General features: G+C 66.5%; 19 protein-coding genes. 4 read left to right on the top strand and 15 right to left on the bottom strand.

Annotation, left to right across the window (positions count from 1 at the left end; all coding sequences use genetic code 11):
• From ACTDI4_RS00095 to phnG, 11 genes are all read right to left on the bottom strand, one after another.
• Complete coding sequence (locus tag ACTDI4_RS00095) at positions 1-708, bottom strand: DUF1045 domain-containing protein (protein WP_442839456.1); 708 nt, start codon at positions 706-708, stop codon at positions 1-3.
• On the bottom strand, positions 708-1,526 hold the full coding sequence (gene phnE, locus ACTDI4_RS00090; protein WP_442839179.1) for a phosphonate ABC transporter, permease protein PhnE: 819 nt from the start codon (positions 1,524-1,526) through the stop codon (positions 708-710). The genes ACTDI4_RS00095 and phnE overlap by 1 nt, the downstream gene beginning before the upstream one ends.
• Positions 1,527-1,611: 85 nt before the next feature.
• Positions 1,612-2,601, bottom strand: coding sequence for a phosphonate ABC transporter substrate-binding protein (gene phnD, locus ACTDI4_RS00085; RefSeq protein WP_442839178.1), 990 nt, complete (start codon positions 2,599-2,601; stop codon positions 1,612-1,614).
• Positions 2,602-2,629: 28 nt separating this feature from the next.
• Positions 2,630-3,466 carry a phosphonate ABC transporter ATP-binding protein gene (phnC, locus tag ACTDI4_RS00080; protein ID WP_442839177.1) on the bottom strand — a complete coding sequence of 279 codons (837 nt, stop codon included), beginning with the start codon at positions 3,464-3,466 and terminating at the stop codon, positions 2,630-2,632.
• Positions 3,467-3,592: 126 nt separating this feature from the next.
• Positions 3,593-4,228 carry a DapH/DapD/GlmU-related protein gene (locus ACTDI4_RS00075; protein ID WP_442839176.1) on the bottom strand — a complete coding sequence of 212 codons (636 nt, stop codon included), beginning with the start codon at positions 4,226-4,228 and terminating at the stop codon, positions 3,593-3,595.
• Between the two features lie 2 nt (positions 4,229-4,230).
• Positions 4,231-4,938 (bottom strand): phosphonate C-P lyase system protein PhnL, encoded by a 708-nt coding sequence (gene phnL, locus ACTDI4_RS00070; RefSeq protein ID WP_442839175.1) that lies wholly within the window; start codon positions 4,936-4,938, stop codon positions 4,231-4,233.
• Between the two features lie 9 nt (positions 4,939-4,947).
• Positions 4,948-5,763, bottom strand: a complete 816-nt coding sequence (gene phnK / locus ACTDI4_RS00065; RefSeq protein WP_442839174.1) for a phosphonate C-P lyase system protein PhnK — start codon at positions 5,761-5,763, stop codon at positions 4,948-4,950.
• Positions 5,763-6,644 (bottom strand): alpha-D-ribose 1-methylphosphonate 5-phosphate C-P-lyase PhnJ, encoded by an 882-nt coding sequence (locus tag ACTDI4_RS00060; protein WP_442839173.1) that lies wholly within the window; start codon positions 6,642-6,644, stop codon positions 5,763-5,765. Before ACTDI4_RS00060 ends, phnK begins: the two co-directional genes overlap by 1 nt.
• Positions 6,641-7,750: a carbon-phosphorus lyase complex subunit PhnI gene (locus ACTDI4_RS00055; RefSeq protein ID WP_442839172.1), complete on the bottom strand. Its 1,110-nt coding sequence runs from the start codon at positions 7,748-7,750 to the stop codon at positions 6,641-6,643. Before ACTDI4_RS00055 ends, ACTDI4_RS00060 begins: the two co-directional genes overlap by 4 nt.
• Before the next feature lie 5 nt (positions 7,751-7,755).
• On the bottom strand, positions 7,756-8,364 hold the full coding sequence (phnH, locus tag ACTDI4_RS00050) for a phosphonate C-P lyase system protein PhnH (protein ID WP_442839171.1): 609 nt from the start codon (positions 8,362-8,364) through the stop codon (positions 7,756-7,758).
• The gene (gene phnG, locus ACTDI4_RS00045) at positions 8,364-8,816 is read right to left on the bottom strand and encodes a phosphonate C-P lyase system protein PhnG (RefSeq protein ID WP_442839170.1); all 453 of its coding nucleotides are present in this window, start codon (positions 8,814-8,816) and stop codon (positions 8,364-8,366) included. Before phnG ends, phnH begins: the two co-directional genes overlap by 1 nt.
• A gap of 108 nt (positions 8,817-8,924) precedes the next feature.
• On the opposite strand from phnG, the gene phnF reads away from it, so the two are divergent.
• A complete protein-coding gene (gene phnF, locus ACTDI4_RS00040; RefSeq protein ID WP_442839169.1) occupies positions 8,925-9,662 on the top strand; it encodes a phosphonate metabolism transcriptional regulator PhnF in 738 nt (245 codons plus the stop codon).
• An 86-nt stretch (positions 9,663-9,748) separates the two neighbouring features.
• Here phnF and ACTDI4_RS00035 read toward each other — a convergent pair whose 3' ends face one another.
• The 4 genes from ACTDI4_RS00035 to ACTDI4_RS00020 are packed head-to-tail and all read right to left on the bottom strand — an operon-like array spanning position 9,749 to position 14,053.
• Positions 9,749-10,732, bottom strand: a complete 984-nt coding sequence (locus tag ACTDI4_RS00035) for an acyltransferase family protein (RefSeq protein ID WP_442839168.1) — start codon at positions 10,730-10,732, stop codon at positions 9,749-9,751.
• Positions 10,729-11,997 (bottom strand): O-antigen ligase family protein, encoded by a 1,269-nt coding sequence (locus ACTDI4_RS00030; protein ID WP_442839167.1) that lies wholly within the window; start codon positions 11,995-11,997, stop codon positions 10,729-10,731. Before ACTDI4_RS00030 ends, ACTDI4_RS00035 begins: the two co-directional genes overlap by 4 nt.
• A gap of 37 nt (positions 11,998-12,034) precedes the next feature.
• On the bottom strand, positions 12,035-13,315 hold the full coding sequence (locus ACTDI4_RS00025; protein ID WP_442839166.1) for a polysaccharide biosynthesis/export family protein: 1,281 nt from the start codon (positions 13,313-13,315) through the stop codon (positions 12,035-12,037).
• A 60-nt stretch (positions 13,316-13,375) separates the two neighbouring features.
• Positions 13,376-14,053 carry a sugar transferase gene (locus ACTDI4_RS00020; RefSeq protein ID WP_442839165.1) on the bottom strand — a complete coding sequence of 226 codons (678 nt, stop codon included), beginning with the start codon at positions 14,051-14,053 and terminating at the stop codon, positions 13,376-13,378.
• A gap of 35 nt (positions 14,054-14,088) precedes the next feature.
• Between ACTDI4_RS00020 and ACTDI4_RS00015 the strand changes: the two genes are divergently transcribed.
• The 3 genes from ACTDI4_RS00015 to ACTDI4_RS00005 all read left to right on the top strand — a co-directional run.
• Complete coding sequence (locus ACTDI4_RS00015; protein WP_442839164.1) at positions 14,089-14,658, top strand: hypothetical protein; 570 nt, start codon at positions 14,089-14,091, stop codon at positions 14,656-14,658.
• A gap of 1 nt (position 14,659) precedes the next feature.
• Positions 14,660-14,953, top strand: a complete 294-nt coding sequence (locus ACTDI4_RS00010) for an exopolysaccharide production repressor protein (RefSeq protein ID WP_442839163.1) — start codon at positions 14,660-14,662, stop codon at positions 14,951-14,953.
• Between the two features lie 158 nt (positions 14,954-15,111).
• Positions 15,112-15,834 (top strand): glycosyltransferase family 2 protein (locus ACTDI4_RS00005; RefSeq protein ID WP_442839162.1); only part of this gene is annotated, 723 nt, incomplete at its 3' end.

Here is a 15,834-nt window from a genome sequence, read left to right as displayed (position 1 = left end):
TCAGGCATGCTTTCCGGCTCCGGCGGAGCCCAAACGATGGGTGGCAAGAACGGTGAACGGGGCGCCGGGCGCCGGCTCGACGAACAGCGAGACGGAACCGACGGCGACCGGCGATGCCAGCACCGGCGCCAGCAGCGCCTTCAGGACCGGCTCGATCCGGCCAACCTCGACCGGCGCGAGCGGGCCGCTCAGCGTCATGTGGAAGCGGAACTCTTCCTTCACGTAAGGATAGCCGTGGCGCTCCAGATAGGTGCGCTGGCGCGCCGAGAGCCGGGCGGGGTTGCGGCGCGCGATCTCGCATTCGCTCAAGGGGGCGCGCAAAGGCTGCAAATGGTCGACGGCGGCATCTGCCAGCGCTTCGACATCCGCATTCGCCTGCGCGGGCACCAGCGCCAGGAAATTTTCAAGCCGGGCGATTTCCAGGCGCGAAATGGCGAACGCCGCGCAACGTCCGGCAAGCGAGGCGGCGGCGCGCAGGACATCCTCCTGCGCCAGACCGGTTTCCAGACGGAACGGGGCGACGAGCGTGGCGTGAAATCCGTATCGGCGCGGTTCGGCGGTCCAGCGGGACAGGTCAGCGGCAGCAAGGTCCCCGATATCGGCGAGTTGCGTCTCCTCGCCGCTGAAGGCGTCGCGGCCGAGCCAGGCAGCCGCGGCGAGGGTCAGCGGATGGTCGTGGTGCGGAGTGAAGTAGAGCGCGTACCGCATCACAGGAACAGCTTGCGCAATTGCTGGGACAAGAGGTCCAGCAGGGAGACCGCCAGCAGCATGATGATGAGCATCGCGGAGGCCTGCGGGTAGTAGAAGCCGCGGATCGCCTCGAACAGGACCTGGCCGATGCCGCCCGCGCCGATGACGCCGAGCACCGTTGCGGCCCGCACGTTGGATTCGAACCGGTACAGCGCAAAGGACATCCACAGCGGCAGCACCTGCGGCACCACGCCGAACACCACTTCCTGCAGGCGCGAGGCGCCGGTTGCGCGGATCGCCTCCACCGGACGGGCGTCGATCGCCTCGACGGCCTCCGAAAACAGCTTGGCGAGAATTCCGGTGGTGTGGACGAACAGCGCCATTACCCCGGCGAAGGGCCCGAGGCCGACCGCCACCACGAACAGCACGGCGAACACCAGTTCATGGATCGAGCGGCAGGCGTCCATCAGCCGGCGCACCGGCTGGACGACGTACCACGGCGCGATATTGCGCGCCGACAGGATGCCGAAGGGGATCGCCAGCACTGCGGCGAGGAAGGTGCCCCACAGCGCGATCTGGATGGTGATCGCCATCTCCTGCAGATAGTAGCGCCATTCGGCGAAGTCCGGCCGCAGGAAGCCGCGGGCGTAGGTGGCCATGTTGCCGGCGTCGCTGAACAGGAAGGTCCAGCGCGACATATCCGCGGGCGCCCAGCTCCAGGCCAGCAGGAGCGCCAGCCCCGTCCAGGTCACCGCGTTCCAGATGCTGCGCGTCCAGTCGCGTTCGACTTCCGGGCGCATCTGCCCTGCGGCGTTCGATTTGGCTGTTCCGGTCATGACATTTTCTCGGCTGCGGCAAGCCGGCCGCACTCCCATTCGAAGTGCGGCCAGTGCGCGATATCAGCCCGGCGGGCCGGGGCGATCAGCTCTGGATCGACTTGAGCTTCTTCTCGAAATCGGCCTTCTCGGCCTCGAGCTTCTCGATCTCGGCCTTCTTCTCGGCCTCGGAGAGCTTGTCGTCGGCCTGGACCTTGGCGATCTGCTTGGTCAGTTCCATGATGCGGATGGGCAGGAGCTGGTCGTCGTTCGACGGCTTGAACGGCGCCCAGTCGAGGCCGGCGAGCACCTTCTTCTCGGTGGCCTCGTCGCCCTTCGTCTTGCCGGTGCCGTAGCTCAGGAAGAAATCCTTGATCTTGGCCTTGGTCTCTTCCGGCAAATCCTTGCGCCAGACGATCGGGTCGGACGCGATCAGCGGCGACTTCCAGATGACCTTCACCTTGGCGAAGGCGTCCGGATTGTTCTTTTCCAGGATGGCGAGGTTTTCGGTGTTGTTGGCCGCCGCGTCGAGCTGGCCGTTGGCCACCGCCATGGCGTTGGTCTCATGATTGGAATTGGTGACGTTCTTGAAGCAGGTCTTCGGGTCGACATTGTTGGCGGCGAAGACGAACGTGGTCGGCACCAGGAAGCCGGAGGTGGAGTTCGGGTCGCCCAGGCCGAAGTTGAGCGACTTGTCGCACTTCAGCAGGTCCTCGACCGAGTTGAGCTTGCTGTCCTTGGGCGCCAGGATGACCGACCAGTAGCCGGGATTGCCGTCCACATTGACCGACTGGGTGAAGACCTCGCCGTCGGCGCGGTCGACGGCCTCCATGGCGGACTTGTTGCCGTACCAGGCCATCTGCATCTTGCCGAAGCGCATGCCCTCGATCACGCCGGCATAGTCGGAGGCGAAGAACGGCTTCACCTCCAGGCCGGTGGCCTTGGCGAAATCGGCCAGGAAGGGCTCCCATTTCGGCTTCAGGTTCTGCTGGGATTCGGTGGAGATGATGCCGAAGTTGATTTCCTCGGCATAGGCGGTGCCGGTCAGCATCAGGGCGATTGCGGCGGCCGCGGCGGACTTGAAGAAGGCGTTCATGACAAGACTTCCCTGTTGGAGTTCGGGTTCAGGCAAAGGCAGGGGTAAGGCGGGGCCTGGCGACCCGGCCGGTCTTTGCCGGCTGCATCGGGGCATCCGGCAAAATCAGCTCCTCGGAATTGGCGCCGTAGAGTTCGACCAGCATGTCGTTGGTGAGCTGGACGGACGGGCCGTCGAAGACGATGCGGCCGTCGCGCAGGGCGATGGTGCGCGGGCAGTAGCGGCGGGCGTATTCCACCTGATGCAGCGAGACCACACAGGTGATGCCGTCGCGGTTGACGGCGGCAAGGACCTCCATGACGCGGCGCGCGGAAGAAGGATCGAGCGAGGCGATCGGCTCGTCGGCCAGCAGGATCTCGGAGCGCTGGACCAGCGTGCGGGCGATCGCCGCGCGCTGCTGCTGGCCGCCCGACAGCGTCGAGGCGCGCTGCCAGGCCACCTCCGCTATGCCGACGCGCGCCAGCGCCTCGCGCGCCAGGCGCCTTTCCTCGGCATTGAACAGGCCGAGCGTGCCGCGCCAGGCGGAGATGCCGCCGAGATTGCCGAGCAGGACGTTGGAGAGCACGGACAAGCGGCCGACCAGATTGAACTGCTGGAACACGACGCCGATGTTGCGGCGAAGCAGGCGGGCGCCGCGCGCCAGCTTGCCGTGGCTCTGGATGGACTGACCAAGGATATGGACCTGGCTCTGGCCGGGCTGGGCAGTATCCAGGCCGCAGATGTGGCGCAGCAGCGTGCTCTTGCCCGAACCCGATGCGCCGATCAGGGCAACCATCTCGCCCTTGGCGATGTTGACGCTGACATCGTCGAGCGCGCGCTTCTTGCCGAAGGTCTTCGACAGGTTCCGTATCGAAATGGCGTTCACGAGATCGCTCCCTCGTTTGGACCCGGACCGGTTCTGGTCCCGCGCCCCGGCTTCCAGGAATTCACCGACCGGTTAGCGCCGGCGGATGACGGCCAGATGTAGGGTTCATGTCAGATCCGTGACGGTTCACAGCTCGACGGTGGCCGGGGTCGCCTCATGGCGATCGAGGAAGGCCTCCGCCTCGAGGTCGCGGAAATCCTCGAGGGCTGCGCGCAGCCGCGCATGGTCCCAGTCCCACCAGGCCAGCGCCCGCATGCGCGCGGCGATCGCGGCCGGGAACCGTTCGCGTATCGGCCGGGCCGGAACGCCGGCGACGATCGTGTAGGGCGCGACGTCCCTGGTGACGACGGCGCCGGAGCCGACCACGGCGCCGTCGCCTATGGTCACGCCGGGCAGGATGGTGGCGCCGTGGCCGATCCACGTATCGTGGCCGATGGTCACGCGCCGGGCCCGCCGCGCGGCGAAGAACCCTTCCTCGTCCGAGGCGTCGTCGAAATAATCGCCGGCGCGGTAGGTGATGTGATGGAGCGTGGCGCGTCCCATCGGGTGATGCGTCGCGTTGATGCGCACGCAAGCCGCGATGTTGGCGAACTTGCCGATGGTCGCGCACCAGGTCTGGCCGTTCGGCATGATGTAGGAATAGTCGCCGAGTTCCGTCTCCGCGAGACGGCAGAATTCCGCCACCTCGGTGTAGCGGCCGAGCGTGCAGTTCTCGACAAGCGCGGTCGGATCGACCAGCGGCGTTTCGGACAGGCGCGGCATGGTCAGGCCGCCTTTCTGGCCGGCGCGAAGCCGGTGACGTCGATGACGGTGTCGGCGACCCGGCCGCGAACGTCGGCATCGTGGAAGATGCCGAGCAGCGCCGTGCCGGCCCGCTTCTTCTCTTCGATCATCTCGACGACGACGGCACGGTTGGCGGCGTCGAGCGAGGCGGTCGGCTCGTCCAGAAGCAGGATCGGATGATCGGTGATGAAGCCGCGCGCGATGTTGACGCGCTGCTGCTCGCCGCCGGAGAAGGTGGCCGGGGGCAGGTTCCACAAGCGCTGCGGCAGGTTGAGGCGCGCCAGCAGCTCGCCGGCCCGCTGCGCCGCCCCTTCCCTGTCCATGCCGCGCTCGACCAGCGGCTCGGCGACGATGTCGAGCGCGCCGACGCGCGGCACCACGCGCAGGAACTGGCTGACATAGCCGATGGTCTCTCGGCGGATGTCCAGCACCGTGCGCGGCGCGGCGGCGGCGAGATCGACCTGCCGGCCGCGATGCCGCACCAGGATCTGCCCGGCGCTGGCGGCATAGTTGCCGTAGACCATCTTGAGGATCGAGCTCTTGCCGGCGCCGGAAGGGCCGCCGAGCACGGCGCATGTGCCGGGGTCCAGCGCGAAGGACGCGCCGCCGATCACCGGCAGCTCGACGCCGCCGCGCAGATGCATGGTGAAGGTCTTCGCCATGCCGGAAACGATGAGAACGGGAGACATGGCCGGACCTCAGGCTTGCAGGATCGAGGAGACGAGAAGCTGGGTGTAGGGCGCCTGCGGGTCGTCCAGCACGCGGTCGGTCAGGCCGTGCTCGACCACGCGCCCGTCCTTCATCACCAGCATGCGGTGCGACAGAAGCCGCGCCACGGCGAGGTCGTGGGTGACGATGACGACGGCAAGGTCAAGGTCGGCCACCAGCCCGCGCAGCAGGTCGAGCAGGCGCGCCTGCACCGAGACGTCCAGCCCGCCGGTCGGCTCGTCCATGAAGACGAGGCGCGGCGCGGTGACGAGGTTGCGCGCGATCTGGAGGCGCTGCCGCATGCCGCCGGAAAAGGCCCGCGGCTGGTCGTCGATGCGGTCTTCGGCGATCTCCACCCGCCCCAGCCAGTCGGTGGCGGTGGCGCGGATGCGGCCGTAGTGGCGCTCGCCCACCGCCATCAGCCGTTCGCCGACATTGGCGCCGGCCGAAACCGTCATGCGCAGCCCGTCCGCCGGGTTCTGGTGGACGAAGCCCCAGTCGGTGCGCAGCAGGAAGCGGCGCTCCGCCTCGCCGAGGCGGTCGAGGTCGCGCATCACGCCGTCGCGCATGCGGTAGGAAACCGTGCCCGCGCTCGGGGCGAGGCGCGTGGAGATGCAGTTGAGCAGCGTCGTCTTGCCGGAACCGGATTCGCCGACGATGGCCAACACCTCGCCCGGCCAGATGTCGAAGCCGACATCGGCGCAGCCGATGCGGTCGCCATAGTGCTTCGTCACCGACCTGACCGACAGAAGCGGCAGCTCGCCGGTGCCTGCCTCGGCATGCTGGAGGGGAGCGGCGATGGTCATCACGCGGCTTCCCCGGCCAGTTCGCCGCGATGGCCCTCGGCCTGTCGGCTTTCGCAATGATCGGTATCGGAGCAGACGAACATGCGTCCGCCGCGGTCGTCGAGCACGACCTCGTCCAGATAGACCTGCTCGGCGCCGCACAGGGCGCAGGGCTTTTCGAAGCGCTGGACTTCGAAGGGATGGTCCTCGAAATCGAGGCTGACGACCTTTGTATGCGGCGGCACCGCATAGATGCGCCGCTCGCGCCCGGCCCCGAAAAGCTGCAGCGCAGGCGACATGTGCATCTTCGGATTGTCGAATTTCGGCGTCGGCGAAGGGTCCATCACGTAGCGGCCCTCGACCTTGACGGGATAGGCGTAGGTGGTGGCGATGTGGCCGTTGCGGGCGATGTCCTCGTAGAGCTTGACATGCATCAGCCCGTATTCCTCCAGCGCATGCATCTTGCGGGTTTCGGTCTCGCGCGGTTCGAGGAAGCGCAGCGGCTCCGGAATTGGCACCTGGTAGACCAGCACCTGCCCCTGTCCGAGCGGCGTTTCGGGAATGCGGTGGCGCGTCTGGATGATGGACGCCTCAGCCGTGCGGGTGGTGGTCCGCACGCCGGCCACGCGCTCGAAGAACTTGCGGATGGAGACGGCGTTGGTGGTGTCGTCCGCGCCCTGGTCGATGACCTTGAGCACGTCGTGCGGCCCCAGTATCGCCGCCGTCACCTGCACGCCGCCGGTGCCCCAGCCGTAGGGCATCGGCATCTCGCGGCTGGCGAAGGGCACCTGGTAGCCCGGCACGGCGATCGCTTTCAGGATCGCGCGGCGGATCATGCGCTTGGTCTGCTCGTCCAGATACGCGAAATTGTAGCCGGACGCCTGTGTGTGATGCGCGTTCATTCCGCGGCTTCCTTCGCTTCGAACGCCGCGTCCCGCGCGCGTTGCTCATATTCGGCGCGCATGGTGCGCACGAGCCCGAGTTCGGCCTGGAAATCGACATAGTGGGGCAGCTTCAGATGCTCCACGAAGCCGGTCGCCTGCACGTTGTCGCAATGCGAGATGACGAATTCCTGGTCCTGCGGCGGGGCGACGATGTCCTCGCCCAGCTCCTCGGCGCGCAGCGCCCGGTCGCACAACGACATCGCCATGGCCTTGCGCTCGGACTGGCCGAACACCAGCCCGTAGCCGCGCGTGAACTGGGGCGGGGCCTTGGCCGAACCCTTGAACTGGTTGACCATCTGGCATTCGGTGATCTGCACGCGGCCGATGGGCACCGAAAAGCCGAGTTCGGGAACGAACATCTCGACATCGACCTCGCCGATGCGGATTTCGCCGGCGAAGGGATGCGAGCGCGCATAGCCGCGCTGGGTGGAATAGCCGAGCGCGAGCAGGAAGCCTTCGTCGCCGCGCGCCAGGGATTGCAGCCGCATGGCGCGCGGCAGCGGAAAGGAGGTCGGCGTCTGGTTGATGTCGCCCGGCTCGGCCGCGGGATCGACCGAGGCGTCGTCCTCGATCAGGCCTTCCCGACCCAGAATGTCGGCCACCCGCGTGACTTGTTCGGCCGCGCCCGACCGCGTCTCGCCACAGGCCACGAACGGGTCGCCCTCCAGTTCGTCGTCCAGCAGGCGGTGGGTGTAGTCGAATGTCGGCCCGAGCAGTTGCCCCCCCGGCAGGTCCTTGTAGCAGGCGGAGATGCGACGCTCGACCAACATGGCACCGGTATCGACCGGCTCGCTGGCCCCGAAGCGCGGCAGGGTGGTGCGATAGGCGCGCACGAGGAAGATGGCCTCGATCAGGTCGCCACGCGCCTGCTTGATGGCCAACGCCGCCAGCCTGCGGTCGTAGAGCGAGCCTTCGCCCATCACCCTGTCCACGCCGAGCGCGAGCTGTCCGGCGATCTGGTCGAGGGTGAGCGCCGGCACGGAACGGTCGCCGCGGCGGCGGTCCGCCAGAAGCCGATGGGCATTGTCGATGGCGGCCTCGCCGCCCTTCACTGCGACATACATGGGGGTCAGCCCTCCGCCGGAATGAGACGCGCCGAGCGCGGCAGGCAGGCGATGGCGTCGCCCGCCGTCAGGATCAGGTCGACGCCGCGCGGGAAGCGGGCGCGGTTTTCGGCCCATTGCGCGGCGAAACCCTCCGGCAGGCCGCGCGGCGCGATGACGGCGCGGCCGTCGATGCCGGGTCCCTCGAAGACCAGCGGCACGCCGCCTTCGAGGTCGTCGAGCTGCAGGATCAGCGTCGCGGAGCGGTCGGGGTAGTCCTGCGTGCCCTGCCCGAAGCGCTCAAGCGGCGGCATCGAGGCGGGGTCGCCGATCAGGGCGAAGGCGGCCTGCGCCATCCCCGGGGCCGGCGCGGCACCGGCGTGGAAAGCCAGCCAGGCGCGCAGGGCGTCGCCTTCAAGCGCGGCATCGAGCCAGAACGGCGTGTCGGCGTCGATCAGCGTGCAGGCAATGGCGCCTGCCGCCGGCGAAAGCGGCAGGGGGGGCTTGGCACGGGGCTGGAGCTTGAAGGTGGTGGCCGGCCGGGCCATCGCGTCCATCAGCGTGCGGAACGAGGACTGGGCATCCAGCACAGGGTCGGCAAATCCGCCCTCCAGGACAATCGCTTCGGCAGGCATCAGTCTTCTCCGCGCACCATGGTGAAGAAGTCGACGCGGGTCGCAGCCGTCTGCTCCCGCCGCTTTTCATCCGCTTCATCGAGTTCGCGCCGCAGCGGCGCGATCATCTCGGCATCGATGCGGGCTGCGGTCGCGGCGTCACGGCAAAACGCGTCGATGACGGCGGCAAGGCTCGCCCTGCCCTTGTCACGCCCCAGCGCCACGGCATGGCCGACCGAACCGTCCTCGAGCTGGACGCTGGCGCGGGTGACGGTCGCCTCGCCGATGTTGAATGGCTCGCCGGTGCCGCCGATGCGGCCGCGCAGCATGACCAGTCCGGATTCGGGGCCGCGCAGCGGCTTGTGGACGGCTCCCATGCCCATCCGGCCCCACAGCCTGTGCAGGCTGGCGGCATCGCAGCGCGACAGCACCGCCATCCTTTCCCGGCGTGAGGCATCCGGCTCCTGGTGCATCCTCAGCTCCTTATTTGTCTATTAATCTAGACAAGTAGATGATATGCCTTCTTGCTACCGCGTCTGCATGACGGCGGCATGACAGCCTGCGGGAAAGAGGAAGCAAGAATGCATCAGCCGGTTCGATTGCAGCGGGGCGTCGGCGTTGCGCTATGGCGGCAGATTGCCGACCGGATCCGCAGCGGCATCGGCTCGGGCCTTGCGGACGAACAGGGGCGGCTGCCGCCCGAAACGGAACTGGCGCAGCGCTTCGGCGTCAATCGCCACACGGTGCGGGCCGCGATTTCGGTGCTGGCCTATGAAGGTGTGCTGCATTCCGAGCAAGGACGCGGCACCTATGTGCGCAGCCCGGACCGGCTCGTCTATCCGATCAGCGAGCGGACGCGGTTTTCCGCCGGCCTGGAAGGCCAGGCCCGCGAGGTGAACAGCAAGCTCCTGCATCACGCACAGGAGGCCGCTCCGGCGGCGATCGCCGCGGCGCTCGGCCTTTCCGCCGGCGCTCCCCTGGTGCGGATCGAGATGCTGGGGATGGCGAACGGCATCCCGGTTTCCCGCGCGACCCTATGGTTCGGCGCGGCGTGCTTTCCCGACATCGCCGACCAGCTTTCGCAGACCGGTTCCATCACGCACGCATTGGCGCTTGCGGGTATCGCGGATTACCGGCGCGTTTCAACCACGGTCGAGGCCCGCCATGCCGACGAGGTCGAGACCGGCGACCTCAAGCTGGCGCCGGGCGCGATCGTGCTGGTCGCGCGCTCGGTGAATGCGGATCTCCAAGGCGTGCCGGTGCACTGTTCCGTGACGCGTTTTCCGGCCGACCGGGTGGAACTGCGGCTGGAAACGTAAGGCAACAAACCGGCACCGGCATATCTCGGCACAGAACGGATCCGGCCCGCCGAAATTCTTGAAGTCGTCGATGACGCCGCCGCAGCTCAAGCCGCGATCCTGCGCAATTTGAGAAAACCGGCGATGGGTTTTTCCAGGAACTCGTAGGCTGCCAGCCCGACCGCGGTGCCGCAGATCACGGCTACCCCGAAGACGAGCGCCGGCGACCAGGAAAGCAGGCCGCCCAGCTTGGCAACCACCGAGATCGCCATCGTGTGCCACAGATAGATCGAATAGGACGCATCGCCGAGATATCCGGCCATGGCCCAGCGCGGCATGAGGCCGCATTTTTCCAATGCCAGAACGCCGATCAGAACCGCGCCGGCCAGCGGGCCGAGTACAAAGGCGTTGAAGCCCGCATAGGTGATGCCGACGATTGCGAAGCCCGCGACGGCGGCGAAGACGAGCGCACCTGCCGCCACGGCGGGCGGCATCCTGCCCTCCAGCCACAATCTGCCGATGCAGCAGCCCATGAGGAACTCCAGCAGCAACGGGCTGGTATAGGTCTTGAGAAGGGCGCCCTGCGGCTGAAACACAAGCCCGATCGCGACCAGGCTTGCAAACAGGCATGCCAGGACCAGCAGGCGCCTATCTGCCGCGAGCGCCAGCGCCAGGGCAAACAGGGCATAGAAGAACATCTCGTAGTTCAGCGTCCACCCCTGCACGAGCACGGGCCAGATCTGCCCGTCGCTGGGCGATCTGTGCGGCAGGAAAGCCAGCGAGCCGAAGACATGCAGGGCGGTGAGCCGCATGTTGGGGAACAGGCCGGCAAGCCCTCCCGCCACCATCACGCCGGTCGCGAACCAGTAGGCGGGCGCGATGCGTTCGACCCGGTCGCGCAGGAACGCGGCGGGCGACGGATGCCGGACCTCGGCGATGACCCACATGATGAAACCGCTGACGACGAAGAAGATGTCGACGCCGGCGGCGCCGATCACGAAATGGCCGCCCGCGCGTTCGGCGGCATGGAAGGCCACCACGCCCAGCGCCGCGATCACCCGAAGGTACTGCACCCCGAACAGCCTGTTCATGCGGCGGCCCTTCGCAGCCGATCATGCTGTGCGGCGGCGGCAAGGGCATGCCGGTCGCGCATGGGCGAGGCAAGCAGTCCGGCCGCATAGTAGAGCAGGAAACTGCCCACGACATAGGGATTGATGACGTTGACCTCGACGAACGAGCGTATGAGGAACATCCAGGCGATACCGAACGCGACCAGCGAGGCCGGGTCCCGGCGCGTGCTGGCCAGGCGCGAAAGGAACCCGAGCGGAACGCGGATCATGGGCAGGGCGATGAGCGCCACCCCTGCCGCTCCCAGTTCGACCAGCACCTCGATATAGGTGTTGTGGAAATGGAAGCCGCTGCGCGAGCCGATGTAGAACTCTTCCCACAGGCGCTCGGCCTCGGAAAAGCCCTGCACCCAGTAGGCCTGGTAGCCGACGCCGAAAACCGGTGCCTGCGCTGCGGCGGCCCAGCCCTGCGACCACAGATAGGTGCGGCCGGTGAGCGTCGAATCCTTGCCGAATGCGCCGAGCACGAGATCGAATGCACCGAAATTGGCCGCCGCGAAAACAGCGACCAACGCCGTCATCGCAGCCGCGACCAGCGCGCCCTTGCGGATCGGGGGCGGGAACCGCATGGCGAAGATGAGGCAGGCGACCACGCCCAGGGTCGCCGCGATTGCCAGGACCGAGGTGGCGGACTGTGCCTTGGCCAGCGCCACGGCCGAAACCGTGCCGCAGACGAGCGCCAAAAGCCGCCATGCCGTGCGCTCGCGCAGGATAAACAGGCTGGAAAAGGCGAAATAGATGCCGAGCGAGGCGTAGAGCCCGATCTGGTTCTTCGACGAGAAAGCACCGACGAAGCTGTAGGTGCCGTCAAGCGGATCGTAATTGTATTGCCCGAACGCGAAGGAATACAAAAGCACGACGCAGATGCCGGCGACGGCGCCCCGGCACAGGGAGCGCACGCCGACCGTGCGCGCTGCGATCAGCGCGCAGACGACATGCGAGAGCAATTGCAGGCCGGCGCGCGCGGTGACCGCAGGCGCAGCCGACCAGAACACGGAAAGGCAGGCGAGCGCCGCGAAGCCCATGATCCAGCCGAAGCGCCAGCAGCGGTCGAGCATGCGCCGGTGGTCTACCAGCAGAAGCGGCAGCCAGCAGGCATAGTAGGCGAGGATGGAGACCTGTCCGAACCGCGTCGAATAGGCGAAGACGAAGATGGACAGCGCAACCGCAGCGCAGCCGTACCATTGATTGCGCTCGGGATCGACCAGAAGGGCCTTGGGAATCTTCATCGCGCGTTCGCGCCGCGCCGGCAAGGCGCGGCCGGTCTCAGTTGGAGTCCGCCTGCGGGGCGGCGACCTCAACCTTGACCACGTCTCCGGGCAGAACGGGGGTGTCTTCCTGCGCATCCGCTTCGGCCGACTTGCCGTTCGCGCTGCGCACGATCCTGTAGCGCACGGTCGGCGTCGAGCCAGGAGAGGCCGCGCTGGCGGCCGCCTGCGGCGCCCGGCTGAGCGCTTCGGTCATTAGCCCCGCATACATGCCCATCTTCAGGTTCAACTCGTTCAGGTCGGATTCGGTCTGCTGGCGATCCTGCGCGATCCCGGTTTCGCGGTCGTTCTGCAGGCTGGTCGCGTCCTGGGTCGCCTTGGCGATGTCCTGCTTGGCGCGCAGGCTTGCCGTTTCCATGTCGAGAATCTTGCCTTCCAGCTCGGCGTTGCTCTGCTCGAGCGTCAGGATGCGCTGGTTCACCACCAGCCCCTTTTGCTGCAGATTGCCGATGCTCTTCAGTTCGTTGCGGGCGAGATCGAGCTGGCGGTTCTGCGTGGCGATCTTCTGCTGGAGCGATTCGATTTCGGACTGAAGCAGCTTCTTGAGGTCGTCGAGCCCGGAAAGCTGCAGCCGCAGCCGCTTGTCCCGCGCCGCCATCAGCGCCTTCTCGTCGTTCATCAGCTTGCGCCCGCCGTCGCTCTTGTTCAGCTCGTCGGGAAACTGGATGTCGCTCCTGCCCTGCGCTTCGGCGGCCAGTCGGGCGCGGCGGGCGAGCAGGCCGTCGCGCTGCGCCACCAGCACGCCGTAGTTGCCCTGGGCGTTGACGAAGTCGCGCGGGCCGCCCAGCCCTCCGGATTCGGAATGGCGCAGGCCACCCGCCAGGCTCAGCGCCTTCAGCACGGTGAGTTGCGGATCATAGGGATATTTTCCCGGCGTCTGCACGTCGCCGGCGATGAAGATCGGCCGGAATTCCGCGATCTCCACCGACGCCTCCGGCCGATCGGGCAGGCCGAGCTTCTGCTGGAGCTGCTCGCCTATGGCCGAAGCGAGTTCCGCCGTCGTCCTGCCGCGCGCGGCCAGTTGGCCGACGAAGGGCATGGAGATGTCGCCCGAGGGGCCCACGGCATAGTCGCCGTTCAAGGCCGTCCAGTCGCGCAAGGCGCCCTCGGCGCTCTGCCATTCGGCAACGCGCACGCGCAGCCGGTCCATCGTGTCCAGCCTGTAGTCGTCGTCGGCCGCCGCCGCCGGCGCGACGAGCGCCGCCAGCAGCAGGATGGCGGCTCCGACTAGGCTTCGGATGGACAATGGGGAAAGACGAATGCCGGGGAGGAACTTCAACGGCCCACCCTCCTTTTGCGTTGCGGACTTCCGTGCCAGCGGGGGTCAACAGCGGGGGTGTCAATAGCTTCCGCGCGAGGAGAACACGGCCGGCACGGTGCGGACGAGGATCTTGAGGTCGGCCCCCAGGGACCAGTTCTCGACATAATGGCTGTCGAAGGCCACGCGGGTTTCGTAGGACACATCGTTGCGCCCGCTCACCTGCCACAGCCCTGTCAGCCCGGGCCGGGACCGCAGGTAGATCGCGGCGGCCTTGCCATAAAGCTCCAGCTCGTCCTTCACCACCGGACGGGGCCCGACGAAGCTCATCTCGCCGCGCAATATGTTGACGATCTGCGGCAGTTCGTCGAGCGAGAGCTTGCGCAGCACGGCACCGACCCGGGTGACGCGCGGATCGTTCTGCAGCTTCCGGGTTGCGTTCCATTCCTCCCGGTCGCGTGGATTGGCGACCAGATGCGCGGCCAGCACCTCGTCGCCGTTCGCCACCATCGTGCGGAATTTCCAGCATCGGAACACCGTGCCGTTGTGGCCGATGCGGCGATGGCCGTAGACCACGCTGCCGCCGTCGGAGAGTTTCACCAGCGCCGCCAGCATCAGCAGCAGCGGGCTGAAAAGCACGATGCCGACCAGCGCGCCGGCAATGTCGAAACCACGCTTGAAGGGCCCACCCACCACCGGAGGGCTGTCCGCCCGGGATCGGGGCGAGAATCTGCTGGCCAATCTGGCGGCGTACCTCATGTCTTGCTGCTCCGCGAAATTAGTCATGTGATTGAATGCTGCGCCGCAGCGAGCAAACAATTGGCGCTGGATATGTCGCGTTTGTGATAAAATTCGGCAGGCCAGTCTATATTTTGGTCATATTTTATAAATGCCGGAAATATTTTGGGATAATTTGCATATATATTAATCTGAACTATGTATTATTCGATATTATCGTAGAGAGTATTTGTATTTTAACGCCGGGATGCGAATTTCGGAGTCGTCCTTGGCTTAAATTTTCCATATCTATCTTCGCTATACCGCTTTTGCGCGAGTGGAAGCGAAGCGGTTTTTTGAAAGGCAGTCGAAGCTCCGGCGATCGGAAAAATCCATTCGGCATCGGATCGATCATCCGAGCTAGATCCGATGATCAGGCATTGATGCGGGCGGCGGTGCGCACCGTGTTGCGCCCAGTTGCCGGAAATCTTATATTGTCCAATGCACGGGCGATGGGGAATTTGAGGCTTCAGACCCTGAAATTAGCGAGTCTGAATATGCCGATGGACAAGTTAAATCTATGCCCGGCGGGGCGGGAGTGCGATTTGCGCAAAGAAACTACAGCTATGGCGACCCTAGAGACATAGCATGTCATTTCCGCTGTTCCTCCGTGGCTTCGTCATCGCAATGCTCGCCTTTGCCATTGCAAGCTACGCGATAACGCAATCCGCTTGGACGACCGTCCTCAACACGGTCATCTGCGGCGTGCTCATCCAGATCGGCTATTTCATGGCGGTGCTGTTCATGCTCTGGCGTTCCGGCGCGCCCGGAAGGCACGGCGACCGCGCTTCCAGCGGCAAGGGGGCTGTAACGGAAGTGAGCGGAGAGCAGGAAGGCAAGACCTCCTCCATGCCGGGTGTCGGACGCTCCCGCCTGCCCTGACCGCGACGCGGCTTGCGGCCTGACGGCCCCTCGTCATCAAATCGCCTTGCGAAGCTGGGAATGGGCTCCCGCCGGTCGTCCCATCGACCGGTGGGCGAGGGGCATGTGGCGGCCGCAGCGAGGCGGCCGATCTTGAATGCTGCAAGCAGGAGCCCGGCATGGCATCTTCTACCGTCTGCGTCGTCATCGCAGCCAGAAACGCCCAGGCGACGATTTCGCGGGCGGTCGCCTCGGCCTTGCGCGAGATGCGCGTCAGCGAGGTCGTCGTGGTGGACGACGCGTCGGACGATGCCACGGCCGAAGCGTCCCTGGCCGCCGATGACGGCAGCGGCCGGCTCCAGATCATCCGGTTCGACCGCAACCAGGGGCCGGCCCGGGCCAGGAACCGGGCCATCGCCAACTCACGCGCGCCGCTCATTGCCATACTGGATGCGGACGATTTCTTCCTGCGCGGCCGTTTCGACGCCATGGTGGACGGGCAGGACTGGGATTTCGTCGCCGACAATATCGTCTTCATCGACGAACGCAGCGCATCCGGCGCCGAACCGCAGGTGCCCAGCTTCGAGGCGGCCCCGCGTTTCCTCACCGTCGAGGGCTTCGTCGACGGCAATATTTCCCGGCGCGGCGCCTCGCGCGGCGAGATCGGCTTCCTGAAACCGGTGATGCGGCGCGTTTTCCTCGACCGGCATGGCCTGGGCTACGACGAGGCCCTGCGCCTCGGCGAGGATTACGACCTCTATGCGCGGGCACTGCTCAGGGGCGCACGCTACAAGATCGTGCATGGCTGCGGCTATGGCGCGGTGGTGCGCGCCGATTCGCTCAGCGGCCGCCACCGCACACAGGACCTGAAACGCCTCTACGAAGCCGATCGCGCCATGCTG

This window comes from Mesorhizobium sp. PUT5, from assembly GCF_052216645.1.
GTDB lineage: Bacteria > Pseudomonadota > Alphaproteobacteria > Rhizobiales > Rhizobiaceae > Mesorhizobium.
Note: the sequence above shows the minus strand (reverse complement) of the source record. Positions and strands in the feature narration are given on the sequence as shown.